Origin of the sequence: Roseicella sp. DB1501 (genome assembly GCF_013112485.1) — a bacterium.
In the GTDB taxonomy this organism is placed as follows: Bacteria; Pseudomonadota; Alphaproteobacteria; order Acetobacterales; family Acetobacteraceae; genus Paracraurococcus.
Window position 1 is genome coordinate 131286 of record NZ_JABFHG010000006.1, and the last position, 21196, is coordinate 152481.

The window sequence follows — 21196 nt, forward strand, 5'->3', positions numbered from 1 at the left end:
GCACTCGCCGGAATGCTCATGGCAGGCGCCGCAGCCAGCGCCGCAGGGTGAGCTGCGCCGTCAGCCAGCCGATCAGGGCAGCCGCCGGCGGCAGCAGGGCGAGATCCGCCCAGGGCAGCACCGACCAGGGCAGGTCGAGCAGCCCGGACCCGGCGCGGCCGCCGAGCAGCGGCGCCGCGAGATCGGCGAAGCCCGCCAGCACCGGCGCCGCGACCAGCGTCCCGCCCAGCGCGCCAAGCCCGACCAGCAGCGCGACGCGGCGGGCGAAGCGGGCGGCGATGTCGCCATCCGTCGCCCCGAGCGCGTGCAGGATGGCGATCGCCTCGCGCCGCGCCGCGATGCCGGCCCGGACGGCGACGGCCACCACGGCGGTGGCGATGCCGGCGACGAGCAGCAGCGCCGAGAGCGCGATGGCCTCGAGGCTGCGCGCCAGGGCGAGCAGCCGCGCGACCCAGACGCCATGCGCCTCCACCGTCGCGCCGGGCACCGCGGCGGCGATGCGGGCGGCGAGCGCCGCGGCATCCGGCGGCAGCCGGGCGAGGCGGAGCTCGATGATGGTCGGCAGCGGGATGGCCGGCACCTCGCCGAGCCAGGGGCGCAGCAGCGCCTTCAGCCGCGCCGGATCGGCCGGCCGCGCCTCGGAGATCTCCGGCATGGCGTCGAGCGCCGCCAGCGCCCGCTCGGTGCCCGCGCCCTGCGGCAGTTGTAAGGTGAGCGCCGTGGCGGCGCCGCCCTCCCAGCGCGCGACAAGGCCGCCGGCGCCGCGGGCCCCGGCCAGGGTGAGGGCGGCGAGGAGCGCCATCGCCGCGACCAGCGCCGGCAGCAGCCGGTCGGAGAGGACGCGGCGCAGGCCGAGCGGGTCGCGGCCGCGCGCGCGGCGCAGCCTCACCACGGCGCGCCGCCGGCCACCGGTCGCTGCCCGGCCTTCCGCCTTCCGATCCCGCCTCCCGGCCCCATCCGTCGCCCAGCCACGCGCCCCCCGACCATGCGCCCCCTTACAGCATCCATCCGCTCTTGTTGCCCCCAGAGCCGCCCCATGCGCCGTCCCTCGCGTCGCCCTTCGCCCGCGGCACCGCGCGACGGGCCCGCGGGGCATTCTCAGCCATGCGCGACGAGCCGGCCCTCCGCCAGCCGCAGCGCCGGGGCCGGATACTCCGCGATCAGCGTCTCGGCATGCGTCGCCACCACCACCGTGGTGCCGAGCCGATGCATCTCGTGCAGCAGCGAGAGCACGCGGCGGGCCTGCGGGACATCCAGGTTGCCGGTCGGCTCGTCGGCCACCAGCAGGGCCGGCCGCATCACCACGGCCCGCGCGATCGCCACCCGCTGCTGCTCGCCGCCCGAGAGCGCGGCGGGATGCGACCCGGCCTTCGCCGCCAGCCCGACCCAGCGCAACATCTCCGTCACATCGGCCCGCACCTGCGGCTCCGCCCGGCCGGCCACGCGCAGCGGCAGGGCGACGTTGTCGAAGACCGGCAAATAGGGCAGCAGGCGGAAATCCTGATAGACCACGCCGATCCGCCGCCGCAGCGCCGGCAGCGCCGAGCGGCGCGCGCCCGACAGGGCGACGCCGAGCACCTCGACCTCGCCGCGACTCGGGCGGGCCGAGAGCTGCATCAGCCGCAGCAGGGAGGATTTGCCGGCGCCCGAGGCGCCGAGCAGCCAATGGAAGCTGCCACCTTCCAGGACGAAGGACAGGTCGCGCAGCACCTCCGGCCCTGCCCCGCCATACCGCAACCCGACTTCCGCGAAGCGCACCATGCGGCGGACAATGCCGATGGCAGGGCATAGCGCCAAGTACCGTTACCAATGCTTGCGGTGGACGACACGCAACCGCACATTGCGCCCGCGATGCGGATCCATTGTCCGGCCTGCCAGGCCACCTACGAGGTTCCCGATCACCTGATCGGCCCCGGGCGCAGCCTGCGCTGCCGCACTTGCGGCCATGCCTGGCGCGTGGCCCCGGAGCCGATCCTGTCCGAGCCTGCGGCGCCGGCCGAGCCCGCGGCGCCGGCCGAGCCCGCGGCGCCGGCCGAGCCCGCGGCGCTGGACGAGTCCCCGGTGCGGGTCGAGCCCGCGGCGCCGGCCGGGGCCGGGGCCGAGGCGCTGCCGCCACCGCCCGAGGCGCGCCCCCGGCCGCTCCCGGCCCCGCCCGGGCCGCCGCCGCCCGCCCCGCCGGAGGCCGCATCGCGCATGGGCGAGCCGCTCGCAGCCGAGGCACCGGCGGCCGAGACGGAGGAGGCGGCCGAAACGCGGGCCGAGCGGGCGACGCCCCCGCTGCTGGCGGCGCTGCGGCGCCAGGCGAAGGCCATCGAACCGCCGCTTGCCCAGCCGCCCCCGGCCGAGGTCGATACCGCGCTGCGCCTGGCCTGGGCCGGCTCCCTGCTGCTCCTGCTGCTGCTCGGCCTCGCCGTCGGGCTGTTCCGCGACGAGATCGTCGCCGCCTGGCCGCCGGCCGCCCGGCTCTACCTGATGTTCGGCGGGACGCCCGGCTGATCCGCGGGGGAGCGGGCCGTCGGGCGGGTGCGCATGACGGAAGGGCCGGGACGTCGCCGCCCCGGCCTCTGCCCTCAGGCCGCCGCCGATCTCCGCCGTGGCGGTTGGATCAGATCACGATCCACTCGTTGCCGACATAGGAGATCAGGTCGTCGCTGGTGACGGCCCGGCCGTTCGTGGTCCAGAGCCGCAGCTCGGTATGGCCCTGGCCGGCGACCGGGTCCTGCCGCCACAGCACGTCGGCGCGGCCATTCCCGTCGTAGTCGCCGATGGCCGCCACCTGCCAGCCCGCGCTTTCGGTATCGAGCGTCGCGGCGGAGAGGATGGTGGTGCCATCCATGCGCCAGGCCTCGACCTTGCCCGTGCCGTCCTGCAGCAGGATGTCCGAGCGGCCGTCACCGTCGAAGTCGCCGGTCCCGACCACCGACCAGCCGGCGCCCGGCGTCGCGACGGTGCCGCCGCCGAGATACCGGGTGCCGTCCATGCGCCAGACCGAGACGGCGCTGTCGGCATTCTGCCACAGGATGTCGGCGCGGCCGTCGCCATCGAAATCGCCCGTGCCGGCGACCGACCAGCTCGCATCGACCGTGGCGACGACGCCGCCGCCGATGCCAGCCAGGCCGTCCATCTCCCAGAGCGAGAGGGTGACGTAGTCGTGCCCCTGCCAGGTGACCTGCTTGCTGAACAGGATGTCCGACCGGCCGTCGCCATTGAAGTCGTTGACGCCGGCGATGTCGAAGGTGGTGCCGGCGGCCGGGGCGTAGATGGTCGCGCCGCCGACATAGCCCGTGCCGTCCATCATCCAGATGGAGGCGGTGCCGTTCGCCTGGTGCCAGAGCAGGTCGGCCTTGCCGTCGCCGTTGAAGTCGCCGGTATGGACGACGGCCCAGCTCTGGTCGACATAGGTGAAGGTCCCGCCCGATTCATAGGCGGCGCCGTTCACCTGCCACTGCGCCATGGCGCAGTAGCCGGGCGCATCCGGCAGGTTCTCGGCCTCGAACAGGATCTCGCTCCTGCCGTTGCCGTCGAAGTCGTGGGCGACGCCGCGGAGCTGCACGAGGCTGTCGGTGAACTGCACTGCCTCGACATTCCGCAGCAGCTCGGTGCCGTGCGGCCCGACCACCGTCCAGCTGCCATCCGCGTTGCGGCTGATGCTCGCCTCCGCGGCCAGGCCGTCGAGGACGACGGTGTCGTGCCCGCCCCCGCCCTCGACGGTCGCGTTGCCCGCGCCGAGGACGATGCGGTCGTTGCCCGCGCCGCCATCGAGGCTGTCGGCGCCGCCGCCGCCGGCGATGGTGTCGTCGCCGGCACCGCCCCAGAGCGTCTCCGCCGCGCCGGTCCCGGCGATCGCATCGGCATGGTCGGAGCCACGCAGCTGGACGATGCCCGTCAGCCGGTCGGCGCTCGGCGCGGCATAGGCTTCGAGCACCGTGCCGGCGCCGAGATCGGCCTGGATCGCCGCGCCGCCCCGGTAGTCGGCCACAAGCAGGCTGCTGCCGCCGCCATCGATCGAATCGCTGCCCGCTCCGCCGAACACGTAGGTCGCCTGGGCGATCGCCGCATGGCCGGTGACGCTGTCGGCGAAGCTGGTGCCGATGACGTGGTCGATCCCGGAGAAGGCGTCGGTCTTGCCGGTGCCGGGCTTGGCGACGGTCCCCGCATCGGCGCCGGTCCAGCCCAGGACGATGCCCGAGGCGAGGCCCGCCTGGCCGTAATCCAGCGTATCGTGGCCGCCGCCGCCGATGACCGTGTCATTGCCGCCGGAGCCGATGAAGCGCTCATCCGCCGCGCTGCCGGTGACGCGGTCGCCCTGCGCGGTGCCGCGGATCGCCACGACCCCGACCAGCCGGTCGACCTCGCCGCCGGCGAGCGAGGCCGTGCCGCTGGCGCCGAGCACCGCCGTGAGCGCCGCCGTCCGCGCCGAGTAGTCGGCGACGTTCTCATCGAGGCCGAAGCCGCGGATCGTGTCGTTGCCGCTGCCGCCATCGATGAAGAGGGTGCTGCCGAGCGTGGCGGCATGGCCGCCGAGATCATCCGCCACCCGGCCGCCGATCAGGGCATCGATGCCGGTGAAGCTGTCGGTGCCGGCCGCCCCGGCATTGCCCTTGACCGCGGTGCCGGTGCCGGCGGCGTCGAAGCTGGCGACGATCTTGAGGCCGTCGGTCCGCGAGTAGTTCAGCGTGTCGGCGGCACTGGCCCCGGTGTAGCGGTCGCTGCCAGTGGTGCCGTAGAAGAGGGTGGCCGCGGTGCCGCCGATGATCGTGTCGTCGTGGCGCGAGCCCTGCACCGCGACGACGTTCAGCAGGCGGTCGGACGCGCCGGCGCCATCGGCGGCGGTACCGTTGGCGAGGTTGGCCGCGGCGCCGCCGGCGCTCTGGCTGTAATCGAGGACGTTCAGCGCGTTGCCGGCGCCGTCGATGGTGTCGACGCCACCGAGGCCGCGCAGCAGCGTCAGGCTGGTGGCGCCGGCGCTGCCGATGATCCGGTCGTTGCCGCTCGTTCCCTGCAGCGCGCCGATGCCGGAGAAGCTGTCGGTGCCGCCGCCATTGCTCTTGACCGCCGTGCCGGTGCCGCCCGCGGTCATCGTGATGACGACGCTGCGGCCCGAGAGGCCGGAATAGCTCAGCCTGTCAGTGCCGCCACCACCGACATAGCTGTCATTGCCGAGGCTGGCGTCGAAGATCTCGCTCTTGCTGCTGCCCTGGATGGTGTCGGCGAAGTCCGAGCCGCGGACCCGCACCACCTCCTGCAGCGTATCGGTGACGCCCGAGCCGTCGCGCGCCGTCCCGGCAGCGAGGTTGATCGAGACGCCGGCAGCGTCGAGCCCGTAATCGACGAGGTTCAGCGCCGAATCCGCGCCGTCGATGGTGTCCGCGCCATCCATGCCCCGCGCCACCTGCAGGCTGGCGCCGTCCTTGGCCATCTCGATCCGGTCGGCGCCGGTGCCGGCATTGACCGTCTGGAAGGCGTTGAAGGTGTCGGTGCCGCCGCCGCTCTTCTCGGCGGTGCCGGTGCCGTCCTTGTTCAGCGTGATCCTGACCGTGGTGCCCGCCGGGGCGACCATGCGCGAATAGTCGAGCGTGTCGGAGCCGGCGCCGCCGGCCAGCGTGTCGCTGCCGAGGCTGCCGGTGATGGTGTCGTTGCCGGCGCCGCCGCTGATGCGATCGGACTGGTTCGAGCCGCGGATGCGGTGGAGGTCGACCAGCGTGTCGGTGCCGCCGTCGCCATCCAGCGCCTGGCCGATCTGATGGCCGTCGGCATCGATCTGCGTCTGCAGGTTGACGATGACCGCGCCGGCGGCACCGCTGTAATCCGCCTCGACCCCGCCGCGCCCGGTTGCCTTGATCGTGTCGTCCCCGGCGCCACCGGCGACCTCCGTCACCGCCGCAGCGGTGGTCGATGTGCCATAGGCGGCAGTGAAGTCGAACAGGTCGCGGCCGGCGCCGCCCTGGATGGCGGCGATGCCGGTGACGCTGTCCGTCCCGACCACCGTGCCGCCCGGGCCGGCCTTGACGATGGTTGCGCTGCCGGGAGCATGGAACGTGGCCGTAAGGCCGTAATCCGAGGTCAATGTGGCATAGGTCAGCAGGTCGATGCCGCCGCCGCCTTCGATCGAATCCGTGCCGAGACCGCCGGAAAGCGTGTCATCCGCCGTGGTGCCGAGCTTGCGCATGCCTAACCATTCCGAAAGCAATACAGCACGGCTTAGCCATATGCGCGAATGTGATCCAGGAAATAATTTCAGATGGTTGCCGATCGAACCACATCAGTGACGTGAACAGGTGGGTCGATCTTCACTTCAGGGTGATTTCCCTGCCAGAATCACGGCCGAAGGGCATGGCTGGCGAGGAGGTCCGCCTCCCGGGTTTTGCTGAAAAAGAATAGGATTTTCAGGCATTCGTTAGAATTCTGCAATCGATCACCTCCGATCCACGGGGATGAAGAGGCGCCGGCCGAATATTCATTACGGTCAATTTAATATCACCCCGCCGTTATGCCGAGCTGGCTGCAGGCGGCGCTTCGCCATCGGCCTTCAGCACCTCGCCCGCGAGATAGAGGCTGCCGCAGATCAGCACCCGCGCCGGGCCGGCCTGGCGCGGCAGGGCGGCGAGCGCCTCCGCCACCCGCGGTCCCACCTGGGCGCGGCCGCCGCTCGCGGCGAGGATGCGCTCGACCGGCACCGCCTGGTGCTGCCCCGGCTCCGCCACCGCCCAGAGCGTCGTCGCATGCGGCAGCAACGACTGCAGGAACTCCTCCACCGCCTTGCTGCCCTTCATCCCGACGAGGAGGTGCAGCGGCCGGTCGGCCCAGCGCGCCATCTGCTGCGCCAGGGCGGCCCCGCCCCCGGCATTGTGGCCGCCATCCAGCCAGAGTTCCCAGTCCGCGGGCAGGCTCTGCGCCAGCGCGCCGCGAAGGCGCTGCAGCCGTGCCGGCCATTCTGCCGCCGCGATGCCCGCACCGATGGCGGCATCGGTCAGCCAGGACGGCGCCCAGGCGCGCAGGGCGGCGATGGCGATGCCGGCATTGTCGGCCTGATGCGCGCCGAGCAGCCCGGGCGGCGGCAGGTCGAGCGTCCCGGCGGCATCGGCGTAGCGCAGCCCGCCCTCCCGCTCCGTGATTTGCCAGTCGCGGTCGCGGGCCAGCAGCGGCGCGCCGACCGCCGCCGCCTCGGCGGCGAGCACCGCCTGCACCTCCGGCACCTGCGCCCCGGTCGCGCAGGGCCGGCCCGGCTTTATGATGCCGGCCTTCTCGGCGGCGATGCCCGTCAGGCGGTCGCCGAGGAATTCCATATGGTCCATGGAGATGCTGGTGACGGCGGTGGCGGCGGGGCGGTCGATCACGTTGGTCGCGTCGAACCGGCCGCCGAGCCCGACCTCGAGCACCAGCAGGTCGGCGGGGACGCGGCTGAACAGCAGCAGGGCGGTCGCGGTGATCACCTCGAAGACGGTGATCGGCGCGCCGGCATTGCACGCCTCCACCTCCTCGAGCGCGGCGGCCAGCGCCGCCTCCCCGACCAACGCGCCGGCCAGGCGGATGCGCTCGTGGAAGCGCACGAGATGCGGCGAGGTGTAGACATGCACCCGCTGCCCCGCCGCCTCGGCGATGGCGCGGAGAAAGGCGCAGGTCGAGCCCTTGCCGTTGGTCCCCGCCACATGGATCACCGGCGGCAGGGCCCGCTCGGGATGGCCGAGCGCGGCGAGCAGGCGCTGGATCCGCCCGAGGCTGAGATCGATCAGCTTCGGATGCAACCCGTGCAGGCGATCGATGATCGCCTCGAACCGGCCGGCGTTCGAGCCCCAGCCGCCGTCGCCCGCGGCGGTCACGGCGCCGGCCCGGCCCCCTCCGGCTCCGCGGGGGCCGGCACGGGCGGCGGGGCGGCGTCTTCCCCGCTCAACCGCTCCGGCAGCCGCAGCAGGCCGATCAGCCGGGCCAGCATCGGGCGCATCTCGGCGCGCGGCACCACCATGTCGAGGATGCCGTGCTCGAGCAGGTATTCGGCGCGCTGGAAGCCCTCGGGCAGCTTCTCGCGTACCGTCTGCTCGATGACGCGGGCGCCGGCGAAGCCGATCAGGGCGCCGGGCTCGGCGATCTGGATGTCGCCGAGCATGGCGAAGCTCGCCGTGACGCCGCCCGTGGTGGGGTCGGCGAGGACGACGATGAAGGGCAGCCCCGCCTCCTTCACCATGCGGGTGGCGATGACGGTGCGCGGCATCTGCATCAGGCTGATCGCGCCTTCCTGCATGCGGGCGCCGCCGGAGGCGGTGAAGACGATCAGCGGGCTGTCCTGCAGCACGGCGAGACGGGCGGCGGTGACGATCGCCTCTCCCACCCCGGCGCCCATGGAGCCGCCCATGAAGCTGAACTCGAAGGCGGCGACGACCACGCGGTTGCCCTCGATGGCGCCGTGCGCCACCACCACCGCATCCTCCTGGCCGCCCTTGGCCTGGGCCTCGCGCAGCCGGTCGCCGTAGCGGCGCTGGTCGCGGAAGCGCAGCGGGTCGGCCGGCGCCTTCGGCAGCTCGATCCGCTGCCAGCCCTCATCCAGCGTGTAGTCCAGCCGCTGCCGGGCGCCGATGCGCAGATGGTGCGCGCAGTGCGGGCAGACATGCAGGTTCCGCTCGAGGTCCCGGTGGAAGATCATCTGCTCGCAGGCCGGGCATTTGTGCCAGAGATTCTCCGGCACCTCGCGCGGCGCGCCGAAGAGCGTCTTGATCTTCGGCAGCGCCCATTCGCTGATCCAGTTCATCGGGTCCTCATGGCCATCCGGCGCCTCAACCCTCGCCGCGGATCGCCTCGGCCAGGCCGCGCACCTGGTCGAGCACCTGGCGCACCGTCTCCGGCCGCGCCCGCCCCTGCTCATCGAGCGAGGCGGCCAGCGTATCGACCAGCGCCGTGCCGACCACCGCGCCATCGGCCAGCCGCGCCGCCTCGGCGGCCTGCTGCGGCGTGCGGATGCCGAAGCCGATGCAGACCGGCAGGTCAGTATGCCGGCGGATGCGCGGGATCGCCTCGGCGAGGCTGGCGCTGCTGGCGCTCCGCGTTCCGGTGATGCCGGCGATGGAGACGTAGTAGACGAAGCCCGAGGTGGCGGCGAGGACGCGCGGCAGCCGCGCCTCGTCGGTGGTCGGCGCCACCAGGCGGATCAGGTCGAGGCCATGCGCCTTCGCCTGCGGCTCCACCTCGTCCGCCTCCTCCGGCGGGACGTCGACGATGATGAGGCCATCGACGCCCGAGCCGGCGGCATCGGTGCAGAAGCGCTCGATCCCGTAGGCGAGGATGGGGTTGTAGTAGCCCATCAGCACCACCGGCGTCGCCTCGTTGCTGCGGCGGAAGTCGCGCACCATGGCGAGCACCCGCGACAGCGTCCCGCCCGCCTTCAGCGCCCGCAGCGCCGCCCGCTGGATCGAGGGGCCGTCTGCCATCGGGTCGGTGAAGGGCACGCCGATCTCGACGACATCGGCGCCGGCGCCGGGCAGGCCGCGCAGCAGCGCGAGCGAGGTGGCCGGATCGGGGTCGTAGGCCTGCAGGTAGGTGACGAGGGCGCCTCGGCCCTCGCGCTTCAGCGCCGCGAAGCGATCGGCGATGCGGCTCACAGCTGCACGCCCAGATGATGCGCCACGGTGAAGATGTCCTTGTCGCCGCGGCCGCTGAGGTTGAGCACGATGAGGCTGTCCCGCGGCATGGTCGGCGCCCGCTTGATCACCTCGGCCAGCCCATGCGCGGATTCGAGCGCCGGGATGATGCCCTCCAGCCGGGAGCAGAGCTGGAAAGCCTCCAGCGCCTCGGTATCGGTCGCGGTCACGTAGTGCACCCGGCCGGTCTCATGCAGCCAGGCATGCTCCGGCCCGATGCCGGGATAGTCGAGGCCGGCGCTGATCGAATGCGCCTCCTGGATCTGCCCGTCGCCATCCTGCAGCAGATAGGTGCGGTTGCCGTGCAGCACGCCCGGCCGGCCGCGGGTGAGCGAGGCGGCATGCTCCTCGGTATCGACGCCGCGCCCCGCCGCTTCCACGCCGTACATCGCCACCGAGGCATCGTCGAGGAAGGGATGGAACAGCCCCATGGCGGAGGAGCCGCCGCCGACGGCGCAGACCAGCGCATCCGGCAGCCGCCCCTCGGCGGCGAGGATCTGCTCGCGCGTCTCGACGCCGATCACGTTCTGGAAGTCGCGCACCATGGCCGGATAGGGATGCGGGCCGGCGACGGTGCCGATGCAGTAATAGGTGTCGTGCACATGCGCGACCCAGTGGCGCAGCGCCTCGTTCATCGCATCCTTGAGCGTCGCCGCGCCGGAGGTGACGGGCACCACCTCGGCGCCGAGCAGCTTCATGCGGAAGACGTTGGGCTGCTGCCGCTCGACATCGGTCGCGCCCATGAAGACGGTGCAGGGCAGGTTGAACAGCGCGCAGGCCGTCGCCGTCGCCACGCCGTGCTGGCCGGCGCCGGTCTCGGCGATGATGCGGGTCTTGCCCATGCGCTTCGCCAGCAGGATCTGGCCGAGCACGGCGTTGATCTTGTGCGCGCCGGTGTGGTTCAGCTCCTCGCGCTTGAAGTAGACCCGGGCACCCCTCACCGGCTCCGCCGCCTGGCGCAGGTGCTCGGTCAGCCGGGCGGCGTGCCAGAGTGGGCTCGGGCGGCCGACGTAATGCGTCAGCAGGTGCCGCCATTCCGCGTCGAAGGCGGGGTCGCGCTTCGCCGACTCATAGGCCTGCTCGACCTCGAGGACGAGCGGCATCAGCGTCTCGGCGACGAAGCGGCCGCCGAAGGGGCCGAAGCGGCCGCGGCTGTCAGGGCTCTGGCGGAAGGTGTTGGGCAGAGGCTTGTTCACGTGCGTTCCCCGGGGATCCCGCATCCCTCGCGCCTCATAGCGCCATGGCCCCCCTGACGGAACCCGGGGTGGCGGCCATCGCCCTAGCCGCGCCGCGCCGCGTCATCCCCTCCGCGCCGCGCCGCGGCGACGAACCGGGCGATCAGCGCCGGGTCCTTGACCCCCCGGGCGCGTTCCACGCCGGAGGAGACATCGACGCCCGGCGCGCCGGACTGGCGGAGCGCCTCCGCCACCGTCTCCGGCGTCAGCCCGCCGGCGAGCAGCCAGGGCCGCGGGATGGGCTGCCCCACCACGAGCCGCCAGTCGAAGGCGGCGGCATTGCCGCCCGGCAGGCTGGCCCCGGGCGGCGGCTTGGCATCGAGCAGGAAGCGGTCCACGGCCGGGGCGTAGTCGGCCAGCCGCGCCAGGTCGGCCGGGGCAGCGATGCCGAGCGCCTTCATCACCGGCCGGCCGAAGCGGGCCCGGATGGCGGCGGCCCGGTCCGGGCTCTCCTCGCCATGAAGCTGGATGAGGTCGAGCGGCAGGGCGGCCAGCACCGCCGCGAGCAGCGCATCCTCCGGATCGACGAACAGCCCGACGCGCAGCGGCCCGCCCTCGGCCCGGCGGGAGAGCGCCGCCGCCGCCTCCGGCGCCACGGCCCGCGGCGAGGGCGGGTAGAAGACGAAGCCGATCATATCCGCGCCGGCGGCGAGGGCGGCATCGAAGCCGGCCGCGTCCTTCACCCCGCAGATCTTCACCAGCGTCATGGGGCGAGACCGGGCGCGAGGCTGGCGGCGATCGCCCGCGCCGCCGCCGCCGGGTCGGCCGCCCCGGTGATCGGCCGGCCGACCACGATCCAGTCGGCCCCGGCGGCGACCGCCTCGGCCGGGGTCGCGGTGCGCGCCTGGTCGCCGGCGGCGCTGCCCTCCGGCCGCACGCCCGGCACCACCAGCAGCGGCAGGGTGCCGAAGGCGTCGCGGATCGGCGCCACCTCGCGCGGCGAGCAGACCAGCCCATCCGCCCCCGCCTCCAGGGCGAGGCGGGCCAGCCGCAGCACCTGCTGCACCGGGCCGCCGGCGACGCCCGTCATCGCCAGGGATGCGGCATCGAGGCTGGTGAGCACCGTCACCGCCAGCAGGATCGGCCGCGCGGGCCCGGCCTTCTCCGCCGCCTCGCGGGCGGCCGCCAGCATCGCCGGCCCGCCGCCGGCATGCAGGGTCAACATGGCCGGGCGCAGCGGCAGCAGGGACCGCACCGCGCCCGCGACCGTGTTCGGGATGTCGTGCAGCTTGAGGTCGAGAAAGACCGAAGCCTCCGGCGCCACGGCCCGCACCGCCGACGGCCCCTCGGCCGCGAAGAGCTCGAGGCCGAGTTTCAGGGCACCGCAGCAGGGCGCCAGCGCCGCGGCCAGGGCGGCGGCGCGGGCCGGATCGGCGGTGTCGATCGCCGGGATCAGCCGCGCCGCGGGGCTGGCAGGACGGGCGAGCATCGGCGCGCCCGTCAGGCCGCCGGCCGCTGCAGCGCGACCAGGCTGGAACCGCCGCTCGGGGGCACCGGGCCGACCTGCCGGGCGGCGGCGGCACGGAAATCGGCGAGTTCCGCCTCCATCGCCCGCGCCGCATCCTCCATGCGCCGGGCGCGGCGGCGATGCGGCAGGCTGGCCATCCAGGCGACGAGGGCGCCGAAGAGGAAGCAGACGGCGCCGATCAGCAGGACCGCGACCGAGAGGGGCGTCACCCAGGCGAGGTCGAAGGGCCAGAGGCGCAGCGCGACCTCCTCGCGGTTCGACAGGCCGAACAGCACCAGCAGGATGAGCAGCGGAAGCAGGAGGATCCAGCGCATCGGGGCCTTCCGTGGGACGGGGATCGGACGGCATGCCTACAACCCGGGGCGCTGCATGGGAATGGCCGCCCGCGGGGGGCAGCCATCGCGGCATCGGCGGCCCGTCCCGTTCCCTCGGCAAGGGCCGCGGCGGTGCTCAGCCCTGCTTCAGCTTGCCGATGGTGGCGTCGGAGGCCCCGGCGATGTTGTTCCGCAGCAGGTAGCGCGGGTTCGAGGCGATCCAGCGGTCGAGGTCGATCTCCTCGAACTTGCCGTTGCCCCAGGTCTGGACGATCTCGAGATCCTCGCGGCCGGTGTCGCGGATGGCATGGCCGAAGCCCATCGGGATGCAGGCGACGTCGTCAGGGCCGAACTCCGCCACCTGGCCCCGGCCGCGCAGGTCGTAGTGCCACTCACTGGCGTTGACGTTCCAGTGCAGCTTCCGCATCCCGCTGGGCTTCAGGATCATCACGCCGCCGGCATGAGCCGTCCTGGCCGGGCTTGCCATGGCCGCCCGCGCCCAGCGCGGCGGCCCCGAGGAGATTGCGCCGTCGGGATGCCATGTCCGTCATGCCTGCGCCCCTCCGGGCCGCGCTAGCATGCGAGGATGCGGGAGCGGGCGGCAGGATTGCTCTGCGGTCAGGACGTTCGGGGGTAGGAGCCGGGGGGCAGGAAACCCGGCACGCCGCCGGGATGGAGACCGGGGGGAAGGCCTCAGGCCTCGACCTTCGCCCGCGCCGCGGCCTGCGGCTCGCCGCCGTTCACCCGCTCGCGCAGCTCCTTGCCGGGCTTGAAATAGGGCACGGCCTTGCCGGCCACCGGCACGGCGGCGCCGGTGCGCGGGTTGCGGCCGGTGCGGGCATCGCGCTTCTTGGCCGAGAAGGCGCCGAAGCCGCGGAGCTCGACGCGATCCCCCCGCGCCAGGGCCGTGGTGATCTCGTCGAAGATCGTCGCCACGATCAGTTCGATATCCGGCTGGCGGAGATGCGGGTTCTCCGCGGCCAGATGCGCGATCAGCTCGCTCTTGGTCATTGCTGCCAGTCCCGCAAGGTGCCCGAGCCCGGCATGGCCGGGATCAGCGGAAAACCTGCCAGAGCGGCGCCGGCCCGTCAACGCCAAGCCATTCTGAAACCACGATTTTCACCGCACCACTCCAGGCCGCCCGCAGCAGCCGCTCGGCCGTGCTGCGCGGCTGCAGGTCGCGCGCCGGCAAATTCTCCGGCACGCCCTTCTCGGCCGCCAGCCAGGCCCGCGCCTCCCGCTCGCCGCCGATCGCGTCCACCAGCCCGGCGGCGAGGGCCTGCCGGCCGGACAGCACGCGTCCATCGGCGAGCGGCCGCACGCGCTCTTCCGGCAGCTTGCGGCCGGCGACGACCATGGCCAGGAACTGCTCGTACATATCGCTGACCACGCCCTGCAGCGCCGCCCGCCCGTCGCTCGAGAGCGGATGCAGCGGGCTCGGCTGGTCCTTCAGCGGGCCGGAGGTGATGGCCTCCGTCCGCACCCCGAGCCGGGCCAGCAATTCCGAGCCGTCGAAGGTCTGCAGCAGCACGCCGATCGAGCCGGTGATGGTCGATTCCCGGGCGAAGATCCGCTCGGCGGCGACGGCGGTCATGTAGCCGGCCGAGGCGGCGGTGCCGCGCATCACGGCGACCACGGGCCGCGTCTCGCGCAGGCGCAGCAGGGCGTCGTGCAGCATCTCGCCGCCGCCGACGCTGCCGCCGGGGCTGTCGATCGAGACGATCACCGCCTTCGCCGCGCTGTCCTTGCCCAGGCGGTCGAGCGCCTCGGCCAGGCGGCGGTCATCGGTGATGATGCCCTCGATCGGCAGGCGGACGACATGGTCGCGGTTGAAGAGCGGCCGCGTCCGGTCGATGAAAAAGGCCAGTATGCCGGCCAGCAGGAGCAGCACGGCGCCAGCCCGCCACAGGGCGAGGCGCCGCTTCAGCCGCCGGCGATCGATGAGGAGGTCGGTCTCGAGGGCCATGCTGTGCTCCGGACGGGGGTCCGCCTTGCGGCCATCGGCTCCTACCGCAGACTCGCCCCGCTGCGCAGGCATCTTCCCCCGCAATTCATCCCATCCGCACGCCCTACCGTGGTGTCCGCGCCACAGCGTGGCCGCCACGCCGGAGGGCAATGTCGCAATAAGATTGACCGGGCATTCCGGCACCGTCCCCTATGGGGCCGTGCTTACCTTGGAGAGGAAATCGTCCATGCATCGCACGCGCGTTCTCGGGGGGCTGCTGCTCGCCTCCCTGGCCCTTGCGGCCTGCGAGCCGAGCAAGACCAGCGGTCCGTTGAGCAGCCAGCCGACGGGCACGACCGAATCCCTGCTGCGCCAGCAGCAGCTCCGGAACATGCAGGCGGATCCGAGCCGCGGCATGCAGAATCCGACGGTGACCAATGTCAACCCGGGCGCGGCAGGCATCGAGCGGTCGACGACAGGGGGCGCCGGCGGCACCGGCGCGGGCGCGCCGATCGCGGTCAACCCCGGCGCCGCCGGCATCACCCGTGGCAGCGGCGTCGGCGCCCCGGCGCAGTGAGCCTGGCGGGATGGTGGCAATCCCGCCACCGTCCCGGCGGCGTCCCGAAGGACGGCCCATAAAAAGGGCGGCTGTCGCAATGCCGCGGCAGCCGCCCTTCGCATGTCCGGCCCATGGCGCCGGAGCGCCATGGGGATCGGTCGGCTTACTCCTCGCCGGCCATCTCGCGGCGGCGGCGGATCGCCGCGCCGAGGATGTCGCCGAGGGAGGCGCCGCTGTCGGTGGAGCCATACTCCTTCATCGCCTCGCGCTCCTCCTCGATCTCCTTGCCCTTGATGGTCAGAGAGAGGCGGCGGGCGGCGCGGTCCACGGCGACGACCTTGGCATCGACCTTCTCGCCGACAGCGAACTTGTCGGGGCGCTGGTCGCCACGGTCACGCGCGAGCTCGGCGCGGCGGATGAAGCCGGTCAGCACGTCCTCGACCTTCACCTCGATGCCGTTGGCCTGCACCTGGGTGACGATGCAGGTGACGACGTCGCCCTTGCGCACCTTGTCCAGCACCTCGGCGGCCGGGTCGGCCTGGAGCTGCTTGATGCCGAGCGAGATGCGCTCCTTCTCGACATCGACGTCGAGCACCTTCGCCTTGACGATGTCGCCCTTGTTGTAATGCGACATCGCCTGCTCGCCGGCCTCGTCCCAGGAGATGTCGGACATGTGGACCATGCCGTCGATATCCGGGCCGATGCCGATGAAGAGGCCGAACTCGGTGATGTTGCGGATCTCGCCCTCGACCTCGGAGCCCGGCGGGTGCGCCTCGAGGAACAGGTCCCACGGATTGCCCTGGGCCTGCTTCAGGCCGAGCGAGATGCGGCGCTTCGGCTCGTCCACGTCGAGGATCATGACGTCGACCTCCTGCGAGGTGGCGACGATCTTGCCCGGATGGACGTTCTTCTTGGTCCAGCTCATCTCGGAGACATGGACCAGACCCTCGACCCCCGGCTCCAGCTCCACGAAGGCGCCGTAGTCAGTGATGTTGGTGACGCGACCGGAGAACTTCGCGCCCACCGGGTACTTCAGGGCGACGCCGTCCCACGGATCGGCCATCAGCTGCTTCATGCCGAGGCTGATGCGCTGGGTCTCGCTGTTGAAGCGGATGACCTGCACCTTCACCGGCTGGCCGATGGTCAGCGCCTCGGACGGGTGGTTGATGCGGCGCCAGGCGATGTCGGTGACGTGCAGCAGCCCGTCCACGCCGCCCAGGTCCACGAAGGCGCCGTAGTCGGTGATGTTCTTCACCACGCCGTCGAGGACCATGCCCTCCTTCAGGCCCTGGATGAGCTCGCTGCGCTGCTCGGCGCGCGTCTCCTCCAGCACCGCGCGGCGGCTGACCACGATGTTGCCGCGGGCGCGGTCCATCTTGAGGATCTGGAAGGGCTGCGGCGAGCCCATCAGCGGGCCGACGTCGCGCACCGGGCGGATGTCCACCTGGCTGCCGGGAAGGAAGGCCACGGCGCCACCGAGATCGACGGTGAAGCCGCCCTTGACGCGACCGAAGATCACGCCGTTGACGCGCTGCTGCGCCTGATAGGCCTTCTCGAGATTGGTCCAGGCCTCCTCGCGCCGCGCCTTCTCGCGCGACAGGACGATGGAGCCGTCCCGGTCCTCGTAGCGCTCGACGAAGAGCTCGACGACGTCGCCGGGCTGCACCTCGGGCTTCTGGCCCTGCGGCGCGAATTCCTTGAGGGGCACGCGCCCCTCGCTCTTCAGCCCCACATCCACGATGGCGTAGTCGTCATCGATGCGCAGCACGCGGCCGGAAACGACCGAGCCGGCGAAGCCGGTATCGGCGCCGAGCGTGGCATCGAGCAGTGCGGCGAAGTCCTCGGACCCCGCATCCTGATGAGCGAGGCTGGTGGCAGTTGCCATGTAGCGGTGTGTTCCTGGGAAGCCTGCGGAATGCAGGCAAGCGCCCTGCGCCCCCGCCATGGTCCCGGATCGGTGCCGGAGACTGACGGACACGGCTTGGCCCGGGGCCAGCCCTCCCCGTTGGGGAGCGGCGATGGCGCGGCAGACCCGTGTGCAGGGGCGGCGTATCGGCCCGCCCGTTACCGGTCCGTCTAGCGAGGGATGCTGGCAGGCCAGCTCCTCGGAACACGAACACCGCGGCCCCCCTAGGCACGCGGTTGGATGGTGTGGCTAAGCCCTTGTGGAATGGGCGTCAAGTGGAATCGTGCGGTATCGCCCGCAGGGCTGGAGCGTGCTCGCCTGAGGTGGCCTCACCGAAGGCGAGACTCACGCGATCAAACAAGGACCTGGACCATGATCCGTGAGCCAAAGTGAACGGATCATGGTCTAGGCATCAGGCGGGAGTTCGCCCAGGCGTTCCCGGACCAGGGTTAGCGCGGCGGCGAAGGCGGCCTCGGCATCCAGCGCCGTGGTGTCGAGCAGCCGGGCATCCGCGGCCGGCCGGAGCGGCGCCACGGCGCGGCCGGCATCGCGGGCGTCGCGCTCGCGCAGCTCGGCCTCGACCGCGGCCGGATCGGCGGCGACGCCGCGCCCCTGCAGCTCCAGCCAGCGCCGGCGCGCCCGCTCCTCGACGCTCGCGGTGACGAAGAGCTTCACCGGCGCCTCGGGGAAGACGACGGTGCCGATGTCGCGCCCGTCCAGCACGGCGCCGTTGCGGCGGCCGAAGTCGCGCTGCCAGTCGAGCAGCACGGCGCGCACGCCGGGGATGGCGGCGACGGCGCTGGCCGCCCGGTCGGCCTCCGGGCCGCGCAGGTCGCCGCGGTCCAGATCGGCCGGCGCCAGCGCCCGCGCCGCGGCCTCGGCCGCCGCGGCCTCCCGCGGATCGGCGCCGAGATCCAGCAGGCGGCGGCCGACCGCCCGGTAGAGCAGGCCGGTATCGAGATAGGCCAGGCCGAGCGCGGCGGCGAGGCGGCGCGCCAGCGTCCCCTTCCCCGCTGCGGCCGGCCCGTCCACGGCGATCACCAGCCCCGCCAAGCCCCGGTTCATGCCGGCCCGATCGCCGGCCCGCCGGCCGCCCGGTTCACCAGCGCGGCGAAGCCCGGGAAACTGGTCTCGATGAAGGCGGCATCGTCGACCGCGACCGGGTGGCGGGCGGCGAGGCCCATGACCAGGGCGCTCATCGCCAGGCGGTGGTCCATATGGGTGGCGACGAGGCCGCCACCCGGGATGGCGCCGCCGGTGCCCTGCACCAGCAGGTCGTCGCCCTCGATCCGCGCCGCGACGCCATTCGCCGCCAGCAGCGCCGCGGTCGCCGCCAGCCGGTCGCTCTCCTTCACCCGCAGCTCGGCGAGGCCGCGCATCCGCGTCTCCCCCTCCGCCGCCGCGCCGGCGACGGCGAGCACCGGGTACTCGTCGATCATCGCGGGCGCCCGGCCCGGCGGCACCTCCACCGCGCGCAGCGGCCCGTGTTCGGCGGTGACGTCGCCCACCGGCTCGCCGCCGGCGATGCGGGCATTCTCCACCGTGAGCCGTGCGCCCATCTCGCGCAGCGTGGTGAGCAGGCCGGTGCGGAGCGGGTTCAGCCCGACATTCTCCACCGTGACGCGCGAGCCCGGCACCAGCAGCGCCGCCACCAGCAGGAAGGCGGCGGAGGAGGGATCGCCCGGCACCAGGATCGGCGCCGCCATGAGCTCCGGCTGGCCCTCCAGCTCGATCAGCCGGCCCTCCGGCAGGTCCTCCACCCGCACCGTGGCGCCGAAATGCCGCAGCATGTTCTCGGTGTGGTCGCGGGTCCGCTCCGGCTCGATCACCCGCGTGGTGCCGCGGGCGCAGAGCCCGGCCAGCAGGCAGGCCGATTTCACCTGGGCCGAGGCGACGGGCAGGGTGTAGTCGAGCGGCAGCGCATCCACCGCCCCCTGCACCGCCAGCGGCAGCCGGCCGCCCTCACGGGACCAGAAGCGGGCGCCGCTCGCGGCGAGCGGCTCGGTGACGCGGCGCATCGGCCGCTTCCGAAGCGAGGCGTCGCCGGTCATGACCGCGAAGATGGGATGGCCGGCCAGCAGCCCGCAGAGCAGCCGGGCGGCGGTGCCGGAATTGCCCATGTCGAGCACATCCGCCGGCTCGGCCAAGCCGCCGACGCCGCGGCCGGCGACCCGCCAGGCGCCGGGGCCCCGCTGCTCCACTTCGGCCCCGAGGGCGCGCATGGCGCCGGCGGTGCGCAGCACGTCCTCGCCCTCGAGCAGGCCGGTGATCTCGGTGGTGCCGACGGCCAGCGCGCCGAACATCAGGGCGCGGTGGCTGATCGACTTGTCGCCGGGGACGGCGTGGCGGCCGGCGAGGCCACGGCCCGGCGCCGCGGCGCGCAGGGGTTGCAGGGCGTCGGACTGAGCCATGCGGCGCGTTTGACATGGGCGGTGGCGCGTGGCAATGCGCCAGACCCTTTTTTGGCCGTCCGCAGCCCGCCCCGGCCGGGGCGCCGCGGATGGTCGCGCCGTTCCCACGGTCCCGGTCCCCGGCCGGGCGCCGCCGGCGGATGGCCCGAGCTGCGAGGCGTCTCCCCCATGGCCAAGCCCGAACTGGGCCTCAAGCGTGTCTGCGTTGCCTGCAGCACGAAATTCTACGATCTCATGCGGGCGCCGGCGGTCTGCCCGAAATGCGGCACCGAGCAGCCGGCGGAGCAGCCGCGCCTGCGCCGCACCGCCGGGTCGCTGCCGGCCGAGGACAAGCTGAAGAAGCGTGCCGTCGCGCCGGAGGCGGATGGCGACGAGGTGGAGCTCGAGGATGTCGAGGGCGACGAGGCGGTCGAGGACGCCGAGGAGCTCGAGGACGATGCGGAAGCGATCGGCGACGAGCTCGAGGTCGAGAACGACCGCGACGAGGAGGGCTGAGGTCGTCCCGGGCGCGGTGCGCTGATGGCGCCGGCGTCCGCTTTGCTCCTCACCCGGCTGATGCTGCAGGACTTCCGCAGCTGGCCGTCGCTCACCGTCCCGTTCAGCGGCCGGATCGTCCTGGTGACCGGCCCGAACGGCGCGGGCAAGACCAACCTGCTTGAGGCGATCAGCCTGCTCGGGCCCGGCCGCGGGCTGCGCGGGGCACGGACCGCCGAGCTCGGCCGCCAAGTGGGTGGGGCAACGGGCGGGGTAGCGCTGCCCTGGGCCGCAGCCGGCCGCTTCCGCGACCCCTTCGGCCAGGAATTCGACCTCGGCACCGGTACGCCCGAGGACGGACCGCCGGAGCGCCGCATCCTCCGCCTCGACGGCGCCCCGGTGCGTGCCCAGTCCCTGCTGGCCGAGCGGGTGGCCGCGGTCTGGCTGACGCCGCAGATGGACCGGCTGTTCCAGGACGGGGCGGGCGACCGGCGCCGCTTCCTCGACCGGCTGGTCTGGGCGCTGGAGCCGCACCATGCGCGCGAGGTCGCGGCCTATGACCAGGCCATGGCGCAGCGCAACCGCCTGCTGGCGCAGGAGCGGCGCGAGGGGATGCGGGCCGACGCCGCCTGGCTGGCCGGGCTGGAGGATGCCATGGCCCGGCACGGCGCCGCCCTCGCCGCCGCCCGGCGCGGGCTGGTGGCTCGCCTCAACGCCCTGATGGCCGAGGGGGTGACCGGCGCCTTCCCCTCGGCCCGGCTGACGCTGCAATGCCCGGTCGCCGCGGCGCTGGCCGAGGCGCCGGCACTGGCGGTGGAGGAGCGGCTGCGGGCCGATTGGGCGGCCAGCCGCGGGCGCGACGCGGCGGCCGGGGCGACCTTGATCGGGCCGCATCGGGCCGACTTGGTCTTCACCCATGCGCCAAAGGACCTGCCCGCGGCGCTCTGCTCCACCGGCGAGCAGAAGGCGCTGCTGGTCGCGGTGGTGCTGGCGCATGCCGGGCTGATCGCCGCCGCACGCGGCTTCGCGCCGCTGCTGCTGCTCGACGAGGTGGCGGCGCATCTCGACGCCACGCGGCGCGAGGCGCTCTTCGCGGCCCTGGCCGAGCTGCCGGCCCAGGCCTTCCTCACCGGCACCGATGCCGGCATCTTCGCGCCGCTGCGCGGCCTGGCCGAGGCGTTCCGCGCCAGCCCTGGGGCAAGCCCCGGGCAACTCGTTGCCGATATGGATTTTGTCGTGCCTGACGCTCTCTGAA

The 21196-nt window shown here is 73.3% G+C and carries 20 protein-coding genes; 4 read left to right on the forward strand and 16 right to left on the reverse strand.

Annotated features, from left to right (window positions below; genetic code table 11):
- Window positions 1-16: 16 nt before the first annotated feature.
- Together HJG45_RS13400 and HJG45_RS13405 are read right to left on the reverse strand one after the other, a co-directional pair.
- On the reverse strand, window positions 17-889 hold the full coding sequence (locus HJG45_RS13400) for an FtsX-like permease family protein (protein ID WP_171612626.1): 873 nt from the start codon (window positions 887-889) through the stop codon (window positions 17-19).
- Window positions 890-1098: 209 nt separating this feature from the next.
- Window positions 1099-1761: a cell division ATP-binding protein FtsE gene (locus HJG45_RS13405; protein WP_171612627.1), complete on the reverse strand. Its 663-nt coding sequence runs from the start codon at window positions 1759-1761 to the stop codon at window positions 1099-1101.
- Between the two features lie 90 nt (window positions 1762-1851).
- Between HJG45_RS13405 and HJG45_RS13410 the strand changes: the two genes are divergently transcribed.
- A complete protein-coding gene (locus HJG45_RS13410) occupies window positions 1852-2496 on the forward strand; it encodes a zinc-ribbon domain-containing protein (protein ID WP_171612628.1) in 645 nt (214 codons plus the stop codon).
- 109 nt (window positions 2497-2605) lie between these two features.
- Here the strand turns inward: HJG45_RS13410 and HJG45_RS13415 are convergent, their stop codons facing one another.
- From HJG45_RS13415 to sppA, 11 genes are all read right to left on the reverse strand, one after another.
- Window positions 2606-6169 (reverse strand): FG-GAP-like repeat-containing protein, encoded by a 3564-nt coding sequence (locus tag HJG45_RS13415; RefSeq protein WP_171612629.1) that lies wholly within the window; start codon window positions 6167-6169, stop codon window positions 2606-2608.
- A gap of 319 nt (window positions 6170-6488) precedes the next feature.
- Entirely contained in the window at window positions 6489-7820 is a 1332-nt protein-coding gene (locus HJG45_RS13420) for a Mur ligase family protein (protein ID WP_171612630.1), read from the reverse strand.
- On the reverse strand, window positions 7817-8743 hold the full coding sequence (gene accD, locus HJG45_RS13425) for an acetyl-CoA carboxylase, carboxyltransferase subunit beta (RefSeq protein ID WP_171612631.1): 927 nt from the start codon (window positions 8741-8743) through the stop codon (window positions 7817-7819). The genes HJG45_RS13420 and accD overlap by 4 nt, the downstream gene beginning before the upstream one ends.
- A gap of 25 nt (window positions 8744-8768) precedes the next feature.
- Entirely contained in the window at window positions 8769-9590 is an 822-nt protein-coding gene (gene trpA / locus HJG45_RS13430; RefSeq protein WP_171612632.1) for a tryptophan synthase subunit alpha, read from the reverse strand.
- Window positions 9587-10825: a tryptophan synthase subunit beta gene (gene trpB / locus HJG45_RS28410; RefSeq protein ID WP_171612633.1), complete on the reverse strand. Its 1239-nt coding sequence runs from the start codon at window positions 10823-10825 to the stop codon at window positions 9587-9589. Before trpB ends, trpA begins: the two co-directional genes overlap by 4 nt.
- 83 nt (window positions 10826-10908) lie before the next feature.
- A complete protein-coding gene (locus HJG45_RS13440) occupies window positions 10909-11571 on the reverse strand; it encodes a phosphoribosylanthranilate isomerase (protein WP_171612634.1) in 663 nt (220 codons plus the stop codon).
- Window positions 11568-12293, reverse strand: coding sequence for an orotidine-5'-phosphate decarboxylase (pyrF, locus tag HJG45_RS13445; protein WP_171612635.1), 726 nt, complete (start codon window positions 12291-12293; stop codon window positions 11568-11570). The genes HJG45_RS13440 and pyrF overlap by 4 nt, the downstream gene beginning before the upstream one ends.
- Window positions 12294-12304: 11 nt before the next feature.
- A complete protein-coding gene (locus HJG45_RS13450) occupies window positions 12305-12646 on the reverse strand; it encodes a LapA family protein (protein ID WP_171612636.1) in 342 nt (113 codons plus the stop codon).
- A gap of 136 nt (window positions 12647-12782) precedes the next feature.
- Entirely contained in the window at window positions 12783-13094 is a 312-nt protein-coding gene (locus HJG45_RS13455; protein ID WP_254452502.1) for a cupin domain-containing protein, read from the reverse strand.
- Between the two features lie 245 nt (window positions 13095-13339).
- Complete coding sequence (gene ihfB / locus HJG45_RS13460; protein ID WP_171612638.1) at window positions 13340-13657, reverse strand: integration host factor subunit beta; 318 nt, start codon at window positions 13655-13657, stop codon at window positions 13340-13342.
- A 43-nt stretch (window positions 13658-13700) separates the two neighbouring features.
- Window positions 13701-14612 carry a signal peptide peptidase SppA gene (gene sppA / locus HJG45_RS13465; RefSeq protein ID WP_171612639.1) on the reverse strand — a complete coding sequence of 304 codons (912 nt, stop codon included), beginning with the start codon at window positions 14610-14612 and terminating at the stop codon, window positions 13701-13703.
- Window positions 14613-14838: 226 nt separating this feature from the next.
- Between sppA and HJG45_RS13470 the strand changes: the two genes are divergently transcribed.
- On the forward strand, window positions 14839-15168 hold the full coding sequence (locus HJG45_RS13470; RefSeq protein WP_171612640.1) for a hypothetical protein: 330 nt from the start codon (window positions 14839-14841) through the stop codon (window positions 15166-15168).
- A 145-nt stretch (window positions 15169-15313) separates the two neighbouring features.
- Here HJG45_RS13470 and rpsA read toward each other — a convergent pair whose 3' ends face one another.
- The 3 genes from rpsA to aroA form a co-directional block, all read right to left on the reverse strand.
- Complete coding sequence (gene rpsA / locus HJG45_RS13475; protein WP_171612641.1) at window positions 15314-17035, reverse strand: 30S ribosomal protein S1; 1722 nt, start codon at window positions 17033-17035, stop codon at window positions 15314-15316.
- A gap of 426 nt (window positions 17036-17461) precedes the next feature.
- Window positions 17462-18121: a (d)CMP kinase gene (cmk, locus tag HJG45_RS13480; RefSeq protein WP_171612642.1), complete on the reverse strand. Its 660-nt coding sequence runs from the start codon at window positions 18119-18121 to the stop codon at window positions 17462-17464.
- Entirely contained in the window at window positions 18118-19467 is a 1350-nt protein-coding gene (gene aroA / locus HJG45_RS13485; RefSeq protein ID WP_171612643.1) for a 3-phosphoshikimate 1-carboxyvinyltransferase, read from the reverse strand. Before aroA ends, cmk begins: the two co-directional genes overlap by 4 nt.
- A gap of 168 nt (window positions 19468-19635) precedes the next feature.
- Here aroA and HJG45_RS13490 point away from each other — a divergent pair, with 168 nt between their 5' ends.
- Together HJG45_RS13490 and recF are read left to right on the forward strand one after the other, a co-directional pair.
- Window positions 19636-19962 (forward strand): TIGR02300 family protein, encoded by a 327-nt coding sequence (locus tag HJG45_RS13490; protein ID WP_171612644.1) that lies wholly within the window; start codon window positions 19636-19638, stop codon window positions 19960-19962.
- Window positions 19963-19986: 24 nt separating this feature from the next.
- The gene (recF, locus tag HJG45_RS13495) at window positions 19987-21195 is read left to right on the forward strand and encodes a DNA replication/repair protein RecF (RefSeq protein WP_171612645.1); all 1209 of its coding nucleotides are present in this window, start codon (window positions 19987-19989) and stop codon (window positions 21193-21195) included.
- Window position 21196 lies beyond the last annotated feature (1 nt).